Raw genomic sequence first — 19,405 nt, 5'->3', positions numbered from 1 at the left:
AGAGAACGGGCTGTCTCAGGCCGCGAAGGGACGGCGAGGACAACGCGGGAAGGGGCCGACTATGGCCCGGACTACTGTCCATGCTCGCCTCCTCCCGATCCCGGCCGCGCACGACGCTGCGGCCATACGGCAGGGCAGCCGGAAGGAAGACCCGGCGCACCCCAACTCGTCAGAGCTTTGGCACTCCACGGCGTGTCCCCGCATTCGCGGGGAAGCCACTTGGGGTCACCCCTTGGGCCGGGGAGACCTGTCCTGATCCGGAGCGTCTCTCGACGGGTGGGATCAGTGGCCTGTGTCCGTGAAGACGCCTCACCGAACGAGGTGTCTCATCAAAACCGTGTCAACGATACGCCCCCGCCGACCCGCTCTCCCAATCCATGACCGGCGCTTGACCTCACGCCTACGGGACCGTGACCCTCCCCTGGCACACTGTCCGGACCCCGAGCCGGCGAAGGAGAGTCCCGTATGTCGATGGTCGGCGACCTGCGCAAAGTGGCCCGCCTGACGCGGCAGAGCCGCCGCCGCGTGGACCTCAGCCACCCGGCCCGCTCCCCGCTCGGCTCGTCCGTCGTCAACTGCGTGGTCTACCGCGACGGCGTCCGGCAGCCCGTTACGGACACGGTCGAGGAAGCCGTCCGGCAGGTACGCAAACACGGCCACGGCTTCCTGTGGCTCGGCCTGCACGAGCCGACCGAGACGGAGTTCGCCCAGGTCGCCGAGGTGTTCGACCTCCACCCGCTGGCCGTCGAGGACGCCGTCCAGGCCCACCAGCGGCCCAAGCTGGAGAGCTACGGCGACATCCTCTTCACCGTCCTCAAGACCGTCACCTATGTCGAACACGAGCAGCTGACCGCCACCAGCGAGGTCGTCGACACCGGCGAGATCATGGTCTTCACCGGCCCCGACTTCGTGGTCACCGTCCGCCATGGCCGCCACGGCTCACTCGGCCCGCTCCGCGAGGACCTCGAAGCCCACCCCGAACAGCTGGCCAAGGGGCCCTCGGCGGTGCTGCACGCCATTGCCGACCACGTCGTCGACGACTACCTGACCGTCACCGACGCCGTCCAGAACGACCTCGACGAGGTCGAGACCGAAGTCTTCTCCCCTCAGGGCTCCCGGACGGCGGACGCCGGCCGCATCTACCAGCTCAAGCGCGAGGTCCTGGAACTGAAGCGGGCCGTGGTCCCGCTCGCCCGCCCCCTGGAAGTGCTCTCCACCACGCCGCTGCGCTCCGTCGACCCCGAGACACGCGCCTACTTCCGCGACGTCGCCGACCACCTCGCCCGAGTCACCGAGCAGATCACCGCGTTCAGCACGCTGCTCGACTCCATCCTCCAGGCCCATCTCGCGCAGGTGGCCGTGGCCCAGAACGACGACGCCCGAAGGATCACTGCTTGGGCGGCCATCTTCGCCGTACCCACCATGGTCACCGGCATGTACGGCATGAACTTCGACCACATGCCGGAACTGCGCTGGCGCTTCGGCTACCCCCTCGCGATCGGCGTCATCCTCGTCGCTTGCTTCCTCCTCCACCGAGGCTTCAAGCGCAACGGCTGGCTGTAAGACGGGGAGGGTGGGCGAACCTGGTCACCTGGTCGCTGCCTGTTGTTCGCCGGCACCGCCGAGTCGGTCACGACGGCGGAGACAACGGGCCGGCGCAATGGTCCGCGCGCCGGAATCGGTCTTTAGGGGCTTTACGGGCCGCCGAAGCGGCAATCGCCCAGAATCGGACCCGAATCGATGGGCGAGTAGGTGGCATACAGGGTGAACAGCTCCAGCAGGATCGTCAGCACATTGGGCCAGACACAGAAGTAGGCCAGCAGCCCCCACTTCGTCTCCCAGATCCGAACGCCGTGCCGTCGGCGCATCCATTTGGCGAGCAGGACGCAGACAACGACTGCCGATATACCGAGGACGGGCCCTGTCCAGGCGGCGAGATATTCCATTGCCGGGAAGGGCATGTGCCGACATGCCGCCTGCTGCCGGTCGACCCAGTCCCGGTCGATGCCCTCCACCTGCCAGGAAGTGACCACGCCGGCAACGGTCGCGAGTGGCACCCACAGCCCAGCGATCAGCGCGCCCAGCCCGAGCGGGCGCTTCTGTGCTGCGGGGTCGATGGGAGCGGAGGAAGGTGAGGTAGCCATCAGTACCAATCCGGATGAGGGCGGACGATGTGGATGCGTTGCTCACCTTCGTTCCTGGTGGCGATGTGCACGCGGCTGTCGAGGCTGACGTTCTGCCATGAGCTGGTGTGCTGGGTCAACTTGATGTCGCCGTCGGGTGTTACGGACGTGACGACGGCGGCGTGGTAGGTCTCACCCGGGGGCTCCGAGGCGCCAGGGGCCACTTGCTCGTAGAAGATGACGTCGCCAGGGCGCGCTTGCGACCTTGGGACCTCGTCGCCACCGTTGCGCAGCAGGAACTTCTGCAGGTCTTTGGCCAGCGCCCATGAGCGTGAGTGGTAGACCCGCCGGTCGATCGCGTCCCATCCCACGCCGCTCTCCCGGCCCCAGGTGTTGTCACCCATGGGCCCCGTCCAAACGCCGAGCTTCTTCTCCATGCCACCGGCTTCAAGGGCTGATGACACAAAATTGGCACAGTTGTTCCTGAAGTGGAGATCGTCCTTCTTGTCCCAGTGATCCAGTGCGTACCGCACCATCTCCACACGGTCGATCTTGCCGTCAGCGCCTCTGAGTTCCCGCCCGACTGCCGATGGCAGGCCCTTGAGGTCGGCGAGGGTCACGGGATCCGCCCGCATCAGGTCTTTCTGCTGCTTTGATGTCAGTCCGTCCCACCAGGCGCGGACGAGGTGCGGGTCCTTGCCGACCGGGATGTCCGCCCTGAGCATGTCGAATTCGACACGGGAGGCCTCGACCTCGATCTCGTTGTGCGCCTTACTGGTGTCGGCGACGTTGACCGTCTTCGCCAGCTTGGCCAGCTCGGCGGCCGCTTTCCCGTCGGCTTGCGTGGCCTGGCGCAACGATTCTTCGATCAGGCCGTTGATCTCGGCTACGCGCTCCTGCTCCTTGGCGTAGGCGGTGCTGTTGCGGGCCCCGACGTCCAGCGGCACATTGGGGCCCGTCGGACCGGTGTAGGAGCCGACAGCGTGGCCGTCCTGGATGTGCAGCCCGTACTCGTTCGCGAGCTCGACCGCGTGGAACAGCGTGCGCTGGGCCCACTCCATCGAGTAAGCCAGGCCGTCGAGCACCATGGCCACGCCCTTGGTGATGTCGCCACCGGCCTCCAGGCGGTCGGCGATGTCCTCCAGACGCTTGCCCGCCTTCTTGCCCGTGGCGTCCGCCCAGTGCTCGTCGAGCGGCTTCTTGCCCTGTGCGCGGATGTCCTCGGCGGCGGCTTCGGAACGTCTGGAAAGGGCAACCCAGTCGTCGGCCGCCTTCTTCCACTGGTCGACGCGGCAGCCGTACAGGTCGTGATAGGAGACCACGGCTCAGCTCCTCCCGAATTCGGAGAGCCCGTGCCGGATCCTGGAAATGGCGTCCTTCTCCTGCAGATCAGTGGCGTCGTAGGCGTTCGCCGAGCTGTGGAGGTTCTCGGCCATGGTGTTCATCTGCTTGGCCAGGTCGACCATGTGGTCCTCCCAGGCGGTCGCGCATTGCTTCAAAGCTGCCGCAGCGGTCCAGCCGTGGTGACCGTCGGCTGCCGTATCGCTCGAATCGAGAGACCGGCGGAGGTTTTCCAGCGCCGTGTGCGCGGCCGACTCGGTTCCTCCGGCGCCTTGCCGCACTTGGTCCGTCTTGATGTTTATGTCCACCAATCCCCCCTGGTTGGCTCAACGGCCAAAGATAGGCGATCGGTTCGGCGAACCTGCGCTCGGCCCGAAGCCCTGTTAGAACCAGGGCCGCCCCGGGTCGTTTGCCTGTGTGCGGGCGCCGAGGAAGTCGCGGAGGTCTGCGATTTCGTAGTCGTGGGCGCGGAGCGCTTCGATAAGTCGGGGCAGGGCCTCGGCGTCGAGGATCGTGGCCTGGTTCTCCGAGGTGCCGACGTGCATCTGGACGATCTCGCCGGGGCGCAGCGCGTCCAATGCCCGCTGGACGACCTTGCCCACGGTCATGCCGCGCCCCGTGCCGAGGTAGCCGTTTGTGTCGGCGGTCCACTCGATGTCGGCGAAGCCCAGGGCGTTGACCTCGGTGATCTGCCGCGGGGTGGTCTCGCCGTAGGGGAAGCGGAAGAACGGCAGCGGTGCGGAGCCGATGGCCTTGCGGAGGGCCCGGTCCGCCCTGAGGACCTCCGCCGCCCGCTCCCCAGGGGACAGCTCCCCGAAGTGCGGGTGGCTGTAGGAGTGGCTGGCGATCCCCTGCCCGGCCGCCGCGATGGTGCGCGCGGCATCGGGGTGCTGCTCGGCGAAGGCACCGGTCAGGAAGAAGGTGGCCGGGGCGTGGTGCTCGCGCAGCGTCCCGAGGATCGCGTCGAGACCCTTGTCGTTCCACGCCGCGTTGAACGTCAGAGCCACCACATGGCGCGGCGTGGGCATCGTGCGGTTCGCGGAGCCGTACAGCGCCCGCACCGGGTCGGTGCCGGGGGCGGTCGCCGCGCCCAGGACCGTCACGGCCAGCGCAGCGAGGACCGCCGTGCGCAGAACCTCCGTGCGCGAAGACGTCACGCCCGCAGGCTATCGGCAGCCCCTGCACGGCGTTCATCCGCTGCACGGCACGCACGACCACAACGCAGTAAAATCGACAGCGTGAGCGAGCAGCGGCAGAGCCGTCGCGAGCGGCTCCGGGCCGAGACCAGCGCGGAGATCAAGGCCATCGCGCTCCGGCTGATGGCAGAGGGCGGTCCGGGCGCCATTTCACTGCGCGCCATCGCCCGCGAGATGGGGATGACCGCCGGCGCGATCTACGGCTATTACGCCACCCGCGACGACCTGGTCACCACGCTCATCAACGATGTGCACACCTCGCTCGTCGGCGCCGTGGAGGCCGCGCGCGACGCCCGTCCGGCCGATGACACGGCAGGCCGCCTCCTGGCCTGGGCGCAGGGGTTCCGCGAGTGGGCGCTCGCGCACCCCGAAGGCTTCCGGCTGGTCTACGGCGATCCGGTGCCCGGCTACGAGCCCCCGGACGGCGGGGCGGCGCCGGAGGCCGAGCGCCGCACCTGCGTGGGGCTGACCGGGCTCGTCGCGGCCGTCTGGCCGGAGGCCGAGCCGCTGCAGCCGGCGGGCGGGCACCTGTGGTCGGACTTCACGCCCGCCCTGGTCTCCGCGGTCCGCGAGGAGTACCCCGGACTGCCGCCGGCCGCCGTCGCGCTCGCCCTGCGCCTGTGGGGGCGGATGCACGGCCTGGTGTCGCTGGAAGTGTTCGGACACCTGCGCGCCCAGACACACAACCCCGGCCATCTCTACCTCGCCGAGATGCTCGACCTCCTCCGGTCGCTGGGGCTCAACCCTCCCGCCGAGCACATTCCTGACAGGGCTTGACTTCCGCTCCCCGTGCTAAAGCGCGGGGATTCCTGCCACGGTCGGTTGACCGTCTCGGTGGGTTCCTGCTTCTCTGCGCCGTGCCGGAACGTGTTCCGGTCTTACCTGCGCTCCACAGGCTGATACCGCCAGTCCGGCGGCCTTGGCGATGTCGACCGCCGCGTTGATGTCCCGGTCCAGGACGCTCCCGCATGCCGGGCATTCCCACGCGCGGATGTGGAGGGGCTTGGGGCCGTCCTTCACGCCACACACGCAGCACACCTGCGAGGTGGGCTCGAACCGGCCGATGTGTATGAAGGTGCGTCCGTACCGGGCCGCCTTGTACTCCAGCATCGCCAGGAACGACGCCCATCCGGCGTCGTGCACCGACTTGGCCAGGCGCGTTCCCCGGTCTTCTTCGCCTCGGTGATCAGCAGCTTGGACAGGTCCCCCGTCTTCGGGAACGGCACGCCATGGGCGCGGGCGGTCTCACGGGCGCGGAGCGCGTCGTTGCAGACCACCCGCGCGCACCCGAACGCCCGGGCCAGCGCCGAGCGCTGAGGACCGTTCGGGTACAGGCGGAAGCTGTACCGCAACCGCATGCCGCGCGCAGTATGCGCCGACTTCGAGGTGCGAACTGGTCGAGTTCAACGGGGAGAACAACCATGTACACCTGCTCGTGCACGGTCCGGCGCTACTGGCGGACACAACGGCTTGCGGTCCGGGCGGTCTTCACCGGATCAGTCGGCGTGGCTCCGCCATCGACCGTGAAGCAGTAGATCGAGCAGCAGAACCGGCCGTCCAAGAACAGTCCGTCGAAGCAGACTAAAGTCGACTGGTCACCGCTGGTCGTGGAGCCAGTACGTACGCGGTTCCGGGACGCGGGGGTGTCCCGGGGGGAGGGCATGAACCGTATGAGCCGCCGCTCCAATGGACTGATAGGCATGTGGGCCGAGGCGCAGCGCCAGCAGCAGCGCCAGCAGGAGGCCCGGCACCGGGCGACGGTGCAGCAGCAGCGCGAAGAGGAACGGCAGCAGCGGGCGTACGAGCGCGAGGTCGCCCGGCAGGACCGCGAGCAGCGGCAGGCGTACCGCCAGGCGCGGGAGGCCGAGGCCCGGCGGCGCACCGAGGAGCTGGAGGCGCAGGTCGCGGCGCTGGAGGGGCTGCTGGCCGCCGGGTGCCGGGCGCCGGGCTTCACGCCGGACATGCTGGGGCGGCCGGAGCAGGTGGAGCCGTTCAACCCGGGGCACCTGGGGCAGCCCGTCGCAATGCCCGATCCGAACGCCTACCGTTTCGGCAGCCGCGCCCAGTACGAGCAGGACCAGCGCGCCGCGCAGGATGCCGAGGCGGTGCGCCGGCAGCAGCTGGCCGCGTACCAGCAGCAGTACGACCAGTGGGCCGCCACGACGCTCGCGGAGATCCGGCGGCACAACGCGGGCATCGGGGAGATGACGGCCGCCCTGCGCGAGGGGGATCCGGATGCGGTGGTGGAGTACTTCTCCGCCGCGCTCTACGCCTCCGGCGCCTGGCCGCAGGACTTCCCGCACCAGGTCTCGGCCGCCTACGACCCGGGGGCGCGCCAGCTGGTGCTGGACTGGGAGCTGCCGGGCTTCGGCATCGTGCCGGAGACGAAGTCGGTGCGGTACATGCCGACGGCGGACGAGGAGAAGGAGACGGCCCGCCCGCTCACCCAGCGGCGCGCGCTCTACCGGGACGTGCTGGCGCAGTGCGTGCTGCTGGCGCTGCGGGAGCTGTTCGCGGCGGACGGCTTCGGGGCGCTGGAGTCGGTGGCGCTGAACGGTTTCGTGGACGAGCACGATCCGGCCACCGGGCGGCGTACGCACATCGTGCTGGCCTCCGTCACCGTCTCCCGGCAGTCCTTCGCGCAGCTGCACCTGGAGCAGGTCAGCGCCGTGGACTGTCTCGCCGACGGGCTCGGCGGGCAGCTGTCGGCCCGCCCGGACCAGCTCGCGGCGGTACGGCCGGGGCGGGCGCCCGGCGAGGTGGGGCGGGGTGTCGTCTCGCACGGCGGCGGGGACGACCCCGACCTCTTCGAGATGGATCCGATCGAGTTCGAGGCGCTGGTAGCGGAGCTGTTCCGGGCCCGCGGCATGCGAGCGGTGATGACGCAGCGGTCGAACGACGGCGGCGTGGACGTGGAGGCGCTGGATCCGGACCCGATCAGCGGCGGGCGGATCATCGTGCAGGTGAAGCGGTACCGCAAGACGGTGCCGCCGACGGCGGTGCGCGACCTGTACGGGACGGTGCAGGGGGCGGGCGCGAACAAGGGGGTGCTCGTGACCACCTCGGGCTTCGGCCCGGGTTCGTACGCCTTCGCCAACGGCAAGCCGCTCACACTGGTCTCCGGCGAGGAGCTGGTGGCCCTGCTGGCCGAGCACGGGCTGCGCGGGCGGCTGGGCGGCGGTGCGCCGCAGCCGAAGGCCCCGGCGCCGGATGCCGCCGTGGACGGCGACCACAACGTGCTGGGGATGTCCTGGTCGGGCGGCGTGGCGCTGGACGTGTGCGCGCTGGTCTGCACGGGCCCGCAGGTGCTCAGCGAGGACCACTTCGTCTTCTACAACAATCCGCGCACGCCCGACGGGACCGTGCGGGCGGTCGCGCCCGGCGGCGCCGACAAGGCAGCCCTGGCGGTCGCCTTCGAGGCGCTGCCTTCGGTCGCGGACCGGCTGGTGCTGGTGGCGGCCATAGACCCGGAGGCCGATCCGGACGCCGATCTGTCGCGGTTCACCGACGCCCGCATCCGCCTGTCGGACGCCTCGGGCGCGGAGCTGGGGCAGCTGGAGGTCTCCGACGGGCGGCCGGGCGAGACCGCGCTCGTCCTGGGTTCCTTCCGCAGGCGGGCGAGCGGCGACTGGGACTTCGTCGTCGGCGGCAAGGGGTATCCGGGCGGGCTGGAGGCGCTGGTGCAGGAGTACGGGATAGAGGTGGCGTAGCGGGTCGCCCGGCGGTCGCAGCAGGTCCGCCCGACGGTCGTAGCAGGTCAGGCCGGCGGTCGTGCGGGTTATCCACAGGCCCCGGTGCACGGGGCGCGATCCTCGTAGACTTCCCGAATGGCCGAGCTCACGGATCCCCCCGCCCTCACCGGCACCGCAGGTGTCAGCGATGCTCTGCAATGCCTGCGGCGCGTCTTCGGTTACGACTCGTTCCGGGGCGAGCAGGAAGAGATCATCGAGCATGTGGTCGCCGGTGGCGACGCGCTCGTCCTGATGCCGACCGGCGGCGGCAAGTCGCTGTGCTATCAGATCCCGGCGCTCGTCCGGCCCGGTGTCGGCGTCGTCGTCTCGCCCCTGATCGCGCTGATGCAGGACCAGGTCGACGCACTGCGGGCGCTCGGCGTGCGGGCCGGATTCCTGAACTCCACACAGGATGCGGACGAGCGGCGGATGGTCGAGGCGGAGTTCCTCGCCGGGGAGCTGGACCTGCTTTATCTGGCGCCCGAGCGGCTGCGCGTGGAGGCCACCCTGCGCCTGCTCGACCGCGGCAAGATCTCCCTCTTCGCCATCGACGAGGCGCACTGCGTGGCCCAGTGGGGCCACGACTTCCGGCCCGACTACCTGGCGCTGTCCTCGCTGCACGAGCGCTGGCCGGACGTGCCGCGCATCGCCCTGACCGCGACGGCCACGGACGCCACCCGCACCGAGATCGCGGCCCGGCTCGGTCTGCAGCAGGCGCGGCACTTCGTCGCCAGCTTCGACCGGCCGAACATCCAGTACCGCATCGCGCCGAAGAACGACCCCAAGAAGCAGCTCCTGGAGCTGCTGCGCACCGAGCACGCCGGGGATGCGGGCGTCGTGTACTGCCTGTCGCGCAAGAGCGTGGAGGACACCGCCGTCTTCCTCGCGCAGCACGGCATCGAGGCGCTGCCGTACCACGCCGGTCTCGATGCGGGCACCCGCGCCGCCAACCAGTCGCGCTTCCTGCGCGAGGACGGCGTGGTGATGGTCGCCACCATCGCCTTCGGCATGGGCATCGACAAGCCGGACGTCCGCTTCGTCGCCCACCTCGACCTGCCGAAGTCCGTCGAGGGCTACTACCAGGAGACCGGCCGCGCCGGGCGCGACGGCCTGCCGTCGACGGCCTGGCTGGCCTACGGGCTGCAGGACGTGGTGCAGCAGCGCAAGATGATCGACGGCTCCGAGGGGGACGACGCCCACCGCCGCCGCCTCGCCTCGCACCTGGAGGCCATGCTCGCCCTGTGCGAGACGGTCGAGTGCCGCCGGGTGCAGTTGCTCGCCTACTTCGGCCAGCAGAGCACGGCCTGCGGCAACTGCGACACGTGCCTGGCCCCTCCGGTCACCTGGGACGGCACGATCGCCGCCCAGAAGTTCCTGTCGGCCGTCTTCCGGCTGGCCCGGGAGCGGCGGCAGAAGTTCGGGGCGGGCCAGATCATCGACATCCTGCTCGGCAAGAAGACCGCCAAGGTCATCCAGCACGACCACGACGGCCTCACGGTGTTCGGCATCGGCACCGAGCTGAGCGTCGCCGAATGGCGGGGCGTGGTGCGGCAGTTGCTGGCCCAGGGGCTGCTGGCGGTGGAGGGCGAGTACGGCACGCTCGTCCTGACCGACGCCAGCGCCGAGGTGCTCGGACAGCGGCTCGAGGTGCTGCTGCGCCGCGAGCCGGAGAAGCCCGCCCGTGCGTCCGCCGCGAAGGGCTCGAAGTCCGGCGGCGCGGGCAAGCGGGCCGTCCCGGACGATCTGCCCGAGGCGGCGGTGCCGGTCTTCGAGGAGCTGCGCGCCTGGCGTGCGGCCACCGCGAGGGAGCAGGGCGTGCCCGCGTACGTGATCTTCCACGACGCGACCCTGCGCGAGATCGCCACGGCCCTGCCCGGCTCGCTCGACGAGCTGGGCACGGTCGGCGGTGTGGGCGAGAGCAAGCTGGCCAAGTACGGACAGCCGATCCTCGACGTGCTGGCGGGGCTGGCTTCTTCGGCTCCTTCCGCTTGATGCGCCGGCGGGCGCAGGCCGGTCCGGCCTGCGCCCGCCGGGCCCGGTCAGTTGAGCAGCGGCCGCGGCGAGCGGAAGAGCTGCGGCGGCTGGAGCACGGCCGTCAGGTGTGCGTAGACGACCACGTTGCCCATGTAGACCCCCTCCTCCTGGGAGAAGCCGCCACCGCAGGTGATCAGCCGCAGCTCGGCCCGCCGCCCCGAGGTCCCGTAGACCTTCCCGGAGGGGAAGTCGGCCTTGGCATAGACCTCGACGGCGTCGACCGTGAAGACCGCCGTACGGCCGTCCGTGCGCGCCACCTCGACGGTGTGCCCCTTCTTCAGGGCACCGAGGCTGTAGAAAACGGCCGGTCCGCTGTCGGTGTCCACGTGCCCGGCGACGACCGCTGTTCCGGCCGCGCCCGGCGTCGTCCCGGCCGCGTACCAGCCCGCGAGGTTGCTCTCCCCTTCGGGCGGGCTGGCGAGCGTCTCGTCCGGCAGCAGCCCGAGCCGCATCAGCGGGGCGTCGACCCCGATGGCGGGGATCCGCACCCGGGTCGGGGCCGAGGCGGGCAGCGGCGCGACGAGCTGGTCCGGGCGGAGCCCGGCCGCGGGCGGCCCGCCGGGCGCGGCGAACGCCTCGGCCTTCGAGGGCTGCGGGGGCGGCGACTGCCCGTGCGCACCGCGGTCGACGAGCCAGCTGCCGACCCACAGCGCGGCGGCGATGACGGCGGCCACGACGGCCCGGAGCCGGATCTCGTGGTCCCGGTCCGGCGCCGTGCGCCGGGGCGCCGGGGCGCCGCGCAGGTAGGCGCTCTCCGCCGGGCTCCGCATCTGCTTCCCCAGGGGGCCGCCCCCCGCCCCCGGACGCCGCGCGCGCGTCCGGGGGCCAAGCGGGGGACCGCCCGGCCGGGGACGTCGCGTGGTCAGGCCCCGCTGCCGCTGCCGCGGCGGCGCAGGAACCAGACGCCGCCGACCGCCGCGGTGGCCAGCACGGCCGCGCCCGCCACGATCTCGGCGGTGCCCGAGTCCTCGCTCGTACCGCCCACACCGGTCTTCATGCCGCCCTTGGGCGGCTTCATGGGCATGCTCATGCTCGGGCTCGCCATCATGGGCGAGGACTTGGAGGCGGTCTTGCCGACCACCAGGTCACCGGTGGCCTCCTTGCCGTTGTCGCATTTGACGCCGATGCCGTAGGTGCCGGGCTTCGCCGAGGCGGGGACCTTGAACTGGCCGACCACGACATCCTTGTACGTGCCGGGCTTGAGCTCGAACGACGCGGGGCCGCCCACCGCGCTGGCATCGCCCATGCCGTGGCCGACGTGGCCGCAGGCGGCGGTATTCGCCGTGACCATCTCGCCCGGCTGGGCCATGCCCGGGCTGAGCTCCAGCCTCCCGAAGTCCCCGGCGAGCGCCGGGCCCCCCGCCAGTCCGACGGCGGCTATGGTCAGGGCGGCCCCCGTGAGCACTCGTGTAGTACGCATGCTTCCTCCGTGAGCGCGGACGCGGCACGGGGTGTGCCGCTGGGGGAAGTCGGGGTTCCGCGCTTTTCTCACTGCCGAGCGAAGCGGGGTGGCGCGGGGCGCGCACCTTGACACGGCTTCAGATCTCCCGCTCCCGGAGAGCCGGTTCGGGGGCGTTGGGGCAGGTCACCGTGGGGGTGCGGAGATCGTCCGTACGCCCGTCCCCCAGCGTGGCGAACGGGTGACGGTGAGTACTCAATAGCCCGCTGGGGGCACCTCCCAGCGGTAGCTGGGGGAGTTTGAGGACGACGCGCGTCAGCGCGGACACACGGGCGACTACCGCACCAGATCGTCCGGGCACCCCGTACCGCGAGGCAACTTGTACGGGGCCGCGATCCGGTACGTGCCGGCGTGCGGCGCCCGCAGCAGCGTCCAGTCGTCCTCCGGCTCGCCTTCCTTCGGCGGCTGCACCTGCTTGGTCAGACAGCCGTTGACGTTCACCGGGGGCTCCCCCTTCGGCCCGGTCTTCGGCGGCTGGACGGCCTTGCCGTTCGAGTCCACCAGACCCAGCCAGGGCGAGTAGGGGATGCGGATGAGCACGGGCCCGGCCTGCTTCACGGTGATCGTGAGCTCGCCCGCGTCGGCCCGCTCCACGACCGCGGGCGGGGCGGCCAGCGGCGTGGGGTCCTTCACCTCGTACAGCCGCCAGTTCTCGTCCTGCCACACCTGGCGCAGATACTCCGGCCCCGCATCGACCAGCTTGGCCTCGGCGACGGCCGCATTGTCCGGCTCTCCGGTGGGCAGCACCACGTAGTGCACCGCCCAGCGGCTCAGCCAGGCGCGGTAGCTGGCGGTGGTGAGGCGGCCGTCCTCGTAGAAGAGGGGGTTGCGCTCCCGGTCCGCCTGCCGGTTCCAGCCGCGCGCGAGGTTGACGTACGGGGCCAGGGCCGATGCCTCGCGGTGGCTGCGGGCGGGGACGACCTCGACCCGGCCGCGCGCGGCGTCCACCTTCTGCAGGCGGTCGACGAGCGGCGCCAGCTCCCGCGCCCAGGAGGCGGCGGGGGTGGTGTGCACGATGTCGCTGATGGAGTTGACGGACTGCCAGACGGTGCAGGTCAGCACGGCCAGGGCGGTCAGCGTCCAGGTGCGTCCCGTCCGCAGCAGCTCGGCCCGCGGCGGCATCTTGAGCTCCGTCAGCACGGCGACGAGCACCACTCCGCCGAAGATCATGCCGAGCCGGGCGATGTTCGTACCGATCTGGGAGGGGATGAGCCAGACCAGGAGCACGCCGAGGACGTAGAGCGCCGAGACGATCCGGACGGTCCGCCACGACTTGGGCGTGAACACCATCCCGAAGACACCGGCGAGCAGCGGCAGGATCACCGAGAGGAAAGACATCGGCTGACGGCCGGAGAAGGGGAACAGCCACGCCGACAGGGCGACCACCACGACCGGCGTGATGCCCAGCGCGTACGCCGCCGGACGGCGTTTGCTCAGCCACAGCGCGGCCGCCACGATGCCCACGTACAGGCCCGCCACCGGGCTCGACGCCGTCGCCAGCCCGGCCATCACGCCCGCGAGGGCGGCCCTCCCCCACCGGTACTTGCGCTCCGTGCGCCAGTCCACCGGCCAGGCGAAGATCGTGGCCACCGCCGCCAGCCCGAACATCGTGCCGAGCCCGAAGGTCACCCGGCCCGAGATCGCGTTGCAGAGCAGCGCGAACGTACCGTAGAGGGCAGGCCACAGGGGTTTGCGGACGGCCCGGCTCCGCTCCAGCAGCAGGGCGATCAGCCCGGCCGAGACGGTGCCCGCGATCATCATCGTGGTGCGCACGCCGAGCTGGGCCATCAGATAGGGCGAGATCACGCTGTACGAGACGGGGTGCATCCCGCCGTACCAGGCCAGGTTGTAGGCCGAGGCCGGGTGCTGGAGGGCGAACTCCGCCCAGGCGTCCTGCGCGGCGAGGTCACCGCCGCTGTTCGCGAAGAACAACACCCACAGCACGTGCAGCACGGCCGCCGTGGCGAGCGTGACCGGCACGGTCCGGTTGAGCGCCGCGCGCCATCCCCGGCGTGGCCGGTCCAATCCGGTCGCCCACGACGGGAGACGCCGTACGGGGGAGGTTGCCACCCCTGGCGCGTCGTCGCTCTCGCTACCGGTCTCTCCCGGCTTCCCGGCCCGCGCCGGCCCCACGGTGGTCACTGCGGCTCTCCCCGTCTTCCCCCGAGGTCTACTCCCCCATCTTCACGCATGCTCGGGTTGTGGTGAGCAAACCCCAGCGACGCTAGCACGGCGCCATCACACGGCCGCGGCCGCGGAACGGCTCCCGGTCCGCACCACTCGTACGGACCAGGAGCCGTCGGCGCCACGGCTCAGCCGAGGCGGGTGAGCTTGGCGCCGAAGGACGGCTCGGCCAGCTGCTTCTGCAGGGCCACCGGCACCTTCACGGCGCTCGCGCCGCTGCCCACGACCAGCTCGCCGACCTCGGTTCCGGCCTTCGCCGTGTGCGGGATCTTCTTGCCGTCCGTCTCGAGCGCGAACTTCGTGGCGAAGCCGGCCCAGCCGACGGCGACGACGTCCTTCGTCGCGACGACGGGCGTCTTGCCGTCCAGGCCGTCGTCGACATAGCCGACGACATCGCCCTTCTTGATGACCGTGGCGGTGCGCAGGGCCTGCTGCACGGCGGTGAGCTGCTCGTAGCTCTTGTTCTTGACCTTGGTGAGGCTGTTCTCGGCGTTCGGGTCCGGACCGCCCTTGAAGTGCTGGTCCATCGTCGCGCCGACGATCAGGTACTCCTTGTTGTCGATCTTCTTCCGGCCCGCCCACATCAGCGTGCCGCCGGCCTGGGTGCTGGAGCCGGTCTTGATGCCCAGCACGCCGGTGTGCTTCACGAGCAGCGTGTCGTTGTTGTTGTTGATGCGGCTCGGCGAGAGGCCGGGGATGTCGGCGTTGGGCTGCTGGGTGATGTCCCGGATCACCGGGTTCTTGATCACTTCTTCGGCGAGCTTCACCTGGTCGACGGCCGTGCTCACGGTCGTCGGGGTCAGGCCGCTGGGGTCGGTGTACGTGGTGTTCGTCATGCCGAGGTCCTTGGCGGTGTCGTTCATCTTCTTGACGAACGCGTCCTCGGACTGCGAGTCCCAGCGGGCCAGCTGGCGGGCGATGTTGTTGCCGGAGGGGATGAGCAGCATGCGGAGCATGTCGTACTCGGAGAACTCCTGCCCCGTGCGCACCGGGACCCGCGACTCGTCCTGAGCGCCGGCCTCCTTCTCCGACTGCTCGTCGATCTTGACCATGTTGCTGGTCTTGTCCCCCTCCTTGAGGGGGTGGTTCTTGAGGATCACGTACGCCGTCATCACCTTGGCGACGCTGGCGGTCGGCACGGGCTTCTGGCCGCCGAACGTGCCCACGTCACCGGCGCCGACGACCTTCACGGCGGACTGGCCCTCGTCCGGCCAGACAAAGGAGGCGTTGCCGCCCTCGAACGTGTAAGCCTTCTTCGCCCCGAGCGCCAGCTTCGGGTCGGGCAGCGGGCGGAACGCCTGCACGACCACGAAGATGATCGCGAGCAGCACGACCAGCGGCGTCCAGATCTTCAGACGACGCGCGACGGTGCGAGCCGGGGTCGGCGCCGGCGGAGGCGTGTTGGTCAGCTGCGCGAGCAGGTCGAGCGGCGCCTTGGGCTCCTGGGGCGCGCCGGGCGCCTGCGGCGCGGGCGCCACGGGCGGCGGCACGGAGACCGGGACGGCGGGCTTGGCGGCCGCGGGCTTCGCGGCAGGCTTGGGGGCGGCCTTGGGAGCAGCCTTGGGAGCGTCGTCCTTCTTCAGCGGGACGAACTGGCTCGCGGGCTTCCCGGCCGGCGGCACGGGCGGAGCCTTGAGCAGCTCGGTGGGCTGGTCGGCGCCCTTGGGTGCGTCGGCCTTGGGTGCCGGCTTGACCGTCCCGAAGGCGGCGGTGGCCTGGTCGGTGGGCTTGGCCTTGGCCTTGGCCTCGTCGGCGGACTTCTCACCGGCCGCCGGCTTGACCGTACGGAAGACGGCAGTCGCCTGGTCGGTGGGCTTCTTGGCCTCGCCCTTACCGGTGGGCTTCTCGGCCTCGGCCTTCGGCTTGTCACCGGCAGGCTTGACCGCACCGAAGACGGCGGTGGCCTGGTCGGTGGGCTTCTTTCCACCGGTCTCCGGCTCGGCCTTCGCCTCGCCCTTACCGGCCGGCTTCTCGGCCTCGGCCTGCGGCTTGACCGCACCGAAGACAGCCGTCGCCCGGTCGGTGGGCTTCTTGCGCTCAGCCTGCGGCTTGTCGCCCGCAGCAGCCCGCTCGGCCGGCTTGTCGTCCCCGGACGCGGACTTCTCGTCGGCGGCGGGCTTGTCAGCCTTGTCGGCAGGCTTGTCCGCCTTGTCGGCAGGCTTCTTGCCGTCGGACTCCGGCTTGGCGCCCGCGGCAGTCGCCGCACGGTCGGCCGGCTTCTCCGCATCCGACGCCGACCGCGCCTCGGGCACACCCGGCTTGTCCTTATCGGACGCCGACCGCGGCTCAGGCACACCCGGCTTCTCCGAGCCGGAGTTGGCCTCGTCATCCGGAGCGTCGGATTCCGCAACCCACGCCGCCACCGCGGCCTTCAGCCGCGCATCGCCCTCCGGGGCGCCGGCCTTCTTACGGTCGCGACCGTCGCCGTCGTCACCAGCGGCATCCGCGGCCTCAGAGGCCGCCTCCGCACCGGCCCCGGCCCCGGCCCCGGAACCGGCCTTGCGCCCAGGCGCAGCCGACATCGCAACACCGAGCCGAGGATCGCGTTCGCTGTCAGTCGTCTCCCCCGACGACTTCCGCTGCTCCGACTTGTCGGGGGACTCGCCCGCCACCGATGCCTCCTGAATTCCCGCGCCATACGCCGAGTCGGGGCGCCACGCGCCCCGCTCCCCGATTCTCTCAACGTCTACCAGTGTCCTCTGCCGCCGCCGCGCTCGATCGCGCGTACACCGTCAGTGGACCCTGTCGGGCTTCACCCATGTGCAAGACGAGACGACATACCTACCGGTTCCCACCCGAAGTCACCACGCGCTCTCGACAGACCAATGTGAGAGGGGTCACCCTGTCACTCATCCACGCGGGGAGGCATGGATGGGCAGGAGCCGCAGAACAATTCCGGAGGAGCTTCTGCTGCTGGCACTGGACCCGGCCACGGGTACCACCGCACAGCCGCAGTCGCTCGACCTCGGTCTCGCCGGAGCCCAGCTCGTGGAGCTGGCACTGGCCGGACGGATAGCCCCAGACGGGGATCGTATCGCCGTGGTGCACCCACGGCCGACAGGAGATCCGACCCTGGACACCGCGCTCGAACTGCTGCGCCGCCGCGGCAGTCCGGTCCGGGCGGTCCACTGGATCGGCGGGCCCCGGCTGGGCCTGCGTCAGACGTATCTCACGCACCTGGAGCGGTGCGGCATGGTGCATGCCGTGGCGGGCCAGATGTGCGGGGTACTGCCGACGACGCGCTACCAGGCGACGGACACGGCCATCAGCCGGGAGATCAGGAACCGGCTGGACAGCGCGATCCGCACCGGCGTGCCGCCGGACCCGCGGACCGCGGCGCTCGCCGCCCTGGCCCATGCGGTCGGTCTCGGCAAGCATCTCTACCCCGGCAACGAGGGGCGCTCCTCGCGTTCCCGGCTCCGGGACCTGATCAGGCACGACCCGATGGGTGGGCTCGTGGCGCACGCCGTGATGGACGTACAGAACGGCGTCGGGGCACAACCGCGGCGGGCACCGGCCGCGGCGGGCACCGCGGGCGGTGGCGGCGGGCGCCGGGCGGCGGCCGTACGGCCGTCGGTGGAGGCCGCAGGCGTGGCCGAAGCCCGGCAGCCGGTGGCACACCGTGGCGGCGTCATGGCCCGCGCAGGCGCCTCGTGAAACGGTTCGGCTACCGCTAGCGACCGGCGCACGTCCCACAAGTAACACCTTCCGCTCCAACCGACCGCACCGCAGTCCCCACGACCCGGTTCGGGAGCCGCATCAGGCGCGGGGCGGTGGGCCGGCCCGTCCCGGACGGCGGTACGGCCCGCCGCCCCGCGCGTGCATCCGTACAGTCAAGTACCGTTCACCACAAGCGGACTGGGTGTAAGCGTTTTCCAGCGCCGCCCCGGCCGGTGGTGGCAGGCTGCGGAGCAGAGAGAAGCAGCATGACGGAGCCGGAGGTGCGTCCCGTGGCGTCCAGCGTCAACCCCACTGTCAGGCGGCGCCGATTGGGGCAGGAGCTGCGCAAGCTCCGTGAGCTCAAAGGCATGACGGCCGAAGAGGTGGCCGAGCGGCTGCTGGTGTCGCAGTCGAAGATCAGCCGGCTGGAGAACGGCCGCCGCAGCATCAGCCAGCGCGACGTCCGCGATCTGTGCGGGGTGTACGGGGTCGAGGACCACCGCATCGTCGACTCCCTGATGCAGATGGCCAAGGAGTCGCGCCAGCAAGGCTGGTGGCACGCCTTCGGTGACATTCCGTACAGCGTCTACATCGGGCTGGAGACAGACGCGGCGTCGCTGCGGGTGTACGAAGTCTCACTGGTGCCCGGCCTGTTGCAGACGCAGACGTATGCCAGCGCGGTGACGGAGGGCTCCTGGCCGGAGGCCACCGCGGCGGATGTCGAGCGGCGCGTCCAGGTGCGGATGCGGCGCCAGGAGCGGATCACCGACCCGGAGAACCCGCTGCGCCTGTGGGCCGTCATCGACGAGTCCGCGCTGCGCAGGATCGTGGGCAGCGGCCGGATCATGTGCGAGCAGATGCAGCACCTCGTGGAGCTCAGCATGCAGCCGCACATCACCGTGCAGGTGCTGCCCTACGCGGTGGGCGCGCACCCGGGCATGTACGGGAAGTTCTCCATCCTGGAGTTCCAGGATCCGCAGGACGCGAGCACGGTGTACCTGGAGGGGATCACCAGCGACCTCTACCTGGAGAAACCGAACGACGTCCAGGCGTACAGCGTGATGTACGAGCACCTGCGCATGCAGGCGCTCAACGCCGAGGACTCCCGCCGGTTCATCCTCAAGGTCGCCGAGGACTGGTCCCGGACGGACACCGCGGGCGTCCAGCCCTGAACCCCATTCCCCCCTGGCGAATTACCCGAAATATCCCGTCCGGCGGCCGAAGAGGCGGAACGCTACACCTCCTCCCACCAGCCACGGAAGAGCCACTGAAATAAGCCATCCGGTCGAGTGAACGGCCCAGTCATCTTGTGATGTTGGCGCGTAACGTCGATCGCACCTCGGGAAACCGGCGTTCTGATCCGACAAGAAGTACACACCCGCATCGGAGACATCATGGCGATCCAGCAGGGCAAGACCACCTGGCGGAAGTCCTCCTACTCGCTGGCCCACGGAGACTGCGTGGAGGTCGCGTCCCCCCTTCCGCTGTCCATCGCGGTCCGCGACTCCAAGGACCCGCAGGGCCCCTCCCTCGGCTTCACCCCGGGCGCCTGGTCCGCGTTCGTGGTGACCGTCGGCGACGGCGCCCGCGACATCTGATCCGCGCCTCGGCGCGACCCCCGCCCAGAGCCCTCTCGGCCGGCACGACCACCGGCCGAGGGGGCTCGGCCATGCCCCA

15 protein-coding genes, 2 pseudogenes and 1 riboswitch are annotated in these 19,405 nt (G+C 70.7%); of the genes and pseudogenes, 7 read left to right on the top strand and 10 right to left on the bottom strand.

The window, feature by feature from the left end:
- Positions 1–153: 153 nt before the first annotated feature.
- Positions 154–328, bottom strand: a riboswitch (M-box (ykoK) riboswitch).
- A 137-nt stretch (positions 329–465) separates the two neighbouring features.
- Complete coding sequence (locus FHS39_RS18495; protein ID WP_184350444.1) at positions 466–1,563, top strand: magnesium and cobalt transport protein CorA; 1,098 nt, start codon at positions 466–468, stop codon at positions 1,561–1,563.
- A gap of 131 nt (positions 1,564–1,694) precedes the next feature.
- Here the strand turns inward: FHS39_RS18495 and FHS39_RS18490 are convergent, their stop codons facing one another.
- The 4 genes from FHS39_RS18490 to FHS39_RS18475 all read right to left on the bottom strand — a co-directional run bounded on the left by FHS39_RS18490 (position 1,695) and on the right by FHS39_RS18475 (position 4,621).
- On the bottom strand, positions 1,695–2,144 hold the full coding sequence (locus tag FHS39_RS18490; RefSeq protein WP_184350443.1) for a hypothetical protein: 450 nt from the start codon (positions 2,142–2,144) through the stop codon (positions 1,695–1,697).
- A complete protein-coding gene (locus FHS39_RS25885) occupies positions 2,144–3,445 on the bottom strand; it encodes an amidase domain-containing protein (RefSeq protein WP_184350442.1) in 1,302 nt (433 codons plus the stop codon). The genes FHS39_RS18490 and FHS39_RS25885 overlap by 1 nt, the downstream gene beginning before the upstream one ends.
- A 3-nt stretch (positions 3,446–3,448) precedes the next feature.
- The gene (locus FHS39_RS18480) at positions 3,449–3,772 is read right to left on the bottom strand and encodes a type VII secretion target (protein ID WP_184350441.1); all 324 of its coding nucleotides are present in this window, start codon (positions 3,770–3,772) and stop codon (positions 3,449–3,451) included.
- 75 nt (positions 3,773–3,847) lie between these two features.
- The gene (locus FHS39_RS18475) at positions 3,848–4,621 is read right to left on the bottom strand and encodes a polysaccharide deacetylase family protein (protein ID WP_343069635.1); all 774 of its coding nucleotides are present in this window, start codon (positions 4,619–4,621) and stop codon (positions 3,848–3,850) included.
- A gap of 81 nt (positions 4,622–4,702) precedes the next feature.
- On the opposite strand from FHS39_RS18475, the gene FHS39_RS18470 reads away from it, so the two are divergent.
- Positions 4,703–5,437, top strand: a complete 735-nt coding sequence (locus FHS39_RS18470; RefSeq protein WP_343069634.1) for a TetR/AcrR family transcriptional regulator — start codon at positions 4,703–4,705, stop codon at positions 5,435–5,437.
- Between the two features lie 15 nt (positions 5,438–5,452).
- Here the strand turns inward: FHS39_RS18470 and FHS39_RS18465 are convergent.
- Together FHS39_RS18465 and FHS39_RS25505 are read right to left on the bottom strand one after the other, a co-directional pair.
- Positions 5,453–5,821: pseudogene (locus FHS39_RS18465) on the bottom strand (RNA-guided endonuclease InsQ/TnpB family protein); the annotation flags it as partial.
- Positions 5,822–5,949: 128 nt separating this feature from the next.
- Positions 5,950–6,018 (bottom strand): annotated as a pseudogene (locus FHS39_RS25505) (helix-turn-helix domain-containing protein); the annotation flags it as partial.
- Between the two features lie 312 nt (positions 6,019–6,330).
- Here FHS39_RS25505 and FHS39_RS18460 point away from each other — a divergent pair.
- The gene (locus FHS39_RS18460; RefSeq protein WP_184350634.1) at positions 6,331–8,370 is read left to right on the top strand and encodes a restriction endonuclease; all 2,040 of its coding nucleotides are present in this window, start codon (positions 6,331–6,333) and stop codon (positions 8,368–8,370) included.
- A 117-nt stretch (positions 8,371–8,487) separates the two neighbouring features.
- Positions 8,488–10,383, top strand: coding sequence for a DNA helicase RecQ (gene recQ, locus FHS39_RS18455; protein ID WP_184350440.1), 1,896 nt, complete (start codon positions 8,488–8,490; stop codon positions 10,381–10,383).
- A gap of 47 nt (positions 10,384–10,430) precedes the next feature.
- Here the strand turns inward: recQ and FHS39_RS18450 are convergent, their stop codons facing one another.
- From FHS39_RS18450 to FHS39_RS18435, 4 genes are all read right to left on the bottom strand, one after another.
- Positions 10,431–11,195 (bottom strand): class F sortase, encoded by a 765-nt coding sequence (locus FHS39_RS18450; protein ID WP_184350439.1) that lies wholly within the window; start codon positions 11,193–11,195, stop codon positions 10,431–10,433.
- A gap of 92 nt (positions 11,196–11,287) precedes the next feature.
- Positions 11,288–11,845 carry a hypothetical protein gene (locus FHS39_RS18445; RefSeq protein WP_184350438.1) on the bottom strand — a complete coding sequence of 186 codons (558 nt, stop codon included), beginning with the start codon at positions 11,843–11,845 and terminating at the stop codon, positions 11,288–11,290.
- 315 nt (positions 11,846–12,160) lie between these two features.
- Positions 12,161–14,026 carry a DMT family transporter gene (locus tag FHS39_RS18440; protein ID WP_184350437.1) on the bottom strand — a complete coding sequence of 622 codons (1,866 nt, stop codon included), beginning with the start codon at positions 14,024–14,026 and terminating at the stop codon, positions 12,161–12,163.
- Between the two features lie 170 nt (positions 14,027–14,196).
- Positions 14,197–16,590, bottom strand: a complete 2,394-nt coding sequence (locus tag FHS39_RS18435; RefSeq protein WP_221462909.1) for a D-alanyl-D-alanine carboxypeptidase — start codon at positions 16,588–16,590, stop codon at positions 14,197–14,199.
- A gap of 349 nt (positions 16,591–16,939) precedes the next feature.
- Between FHS39_RS18435 and FHS39_RS18430 the strand changes: the two genes are divergently transcribed.
- The 3 genes from FHS39_RS18430 (at position 16,940) to FHS39_RS18420 (ending at position 19,326) form a co-directional block, all read left to right on the top strand.
- Positions 16,940–17,725 carry a GOLPH3/VPS74 family protein gene (locus FHS39_RS18430; protein ID WP_184350435.1) on the top strand — a complete coding sequence of 262 codons (786 nt, stop codon included), beginning with the start codon at positions 16,940–16,942 and terminating at the stop codon, positions 17,723–17,725.
- A 293-nt stretch (positions 17,726–18,018) separates the two neighbouring features.
- Positions 18,019–18,900, top strand: a complete 882-nt coding sequence (locus FHS39_RS18425) for a Scr1 family TA system antitoxin-like transcriptional regulator (protein WP_184350434.1) — start codon at positions 18,019–18,021, stop codon at positions 18,898–18,900.
- Positions 18,901–19,122: 222 nt separating this feature from the next.
- Positions 19,123–19,326: a DUF397 domain-containing protein gene (locus tag FHS39_RS18420; protein ID WP_184350433.1), complete on the top strand. Its 204-nt coding sequence runs from the start codon at positions 19,123–19,125 to the stop codon at positions 19,324–19,326.
- The last annotated feature ends 79 nt before the right edge of the window (positions 19,327–19,405 follow it).

The sequence above is a fragment of the Streptomyces olivoverticillatus genome, assembly GCF_014203555.1.
GTDB classification, from domain to species: domain Bacteria; phylum Actinomycetota; class Actinomycetes; order Streptomycetales; family Streptomycetaceae; genus Streptomyces; species Streptomyces olivoverticillatus.
Note: the sequence above shows the minus strand (reverse complement) of the source record. Positions and strands in the feature narration are given on the sequence as shown.

Bases quoted from the DNA above. Each gene is read 5' to 3' on its own strand.
- FHS39_RS18495 (WP_184350444.1), top strand. From the start codon at position 466: ATGTCGATGGTCGGCGACCTGCGCAAAGTGGCCCGCCTGACGCGGCAG.
- FHS39_RS18490 (WP_184350443.1), bottom strand. From the start codon at position 2,144: ATGGCTACCTCACCTTCCTCCGCTCCCATCGACCCCGCAGCACAGAAG.
- FHS39_RS18460 (WP_184350634.1), top strand. From the start codon at position 6,331: ATGAGCCGCCGCTCCAATGGACTGATAGGCATGTGGGCCGAGGCGCAG.
- recQ (WP_184350440.1), top strand. From the start codon at position 8,488: ATGGCCGAGCTCACGGATCCCCCCGCCCTCACCGGCACCGCAGGTGTC.
- FHS39_RS18450 (WP_184350439.1), bottom strand. From the start codon at position 11,195: ATGCGGAGCCCGGCGGAGAGCGCCTACCTGCGCGGCGCCCCGGCGCCC.
- FHS39_RS18445 (WP_184350438.1), bottom strand. From the start codon at position 11,845: ATGCGTACTACACGAGTGCTCACGGGGGCCGCCCTGACCATAGCCGCC.
- FHS39_RS18435 (WP_221462909.1), bottom strand. From the start codon at position 16,590: ATGTCGGCTGCGCCTGGGCGCAAGGCCGGTTCCGGGGCCGGGGCCGGG.
- FHS39_RS18430 (WP_184350435.1), top strand. From the start codon at position 16,940: ATGGGCAGGAGCCGCAGAACAATTCCGGAGGAGCTTCTGCTGCTGGCA.
- FHS39_RS18420 (WP_184350433.1), top strand. From the start codon at position 19,123: ATGGCGATCCAGCAGGGCAAGACCACCTGGCGGAAGTCCTCCTACTCG.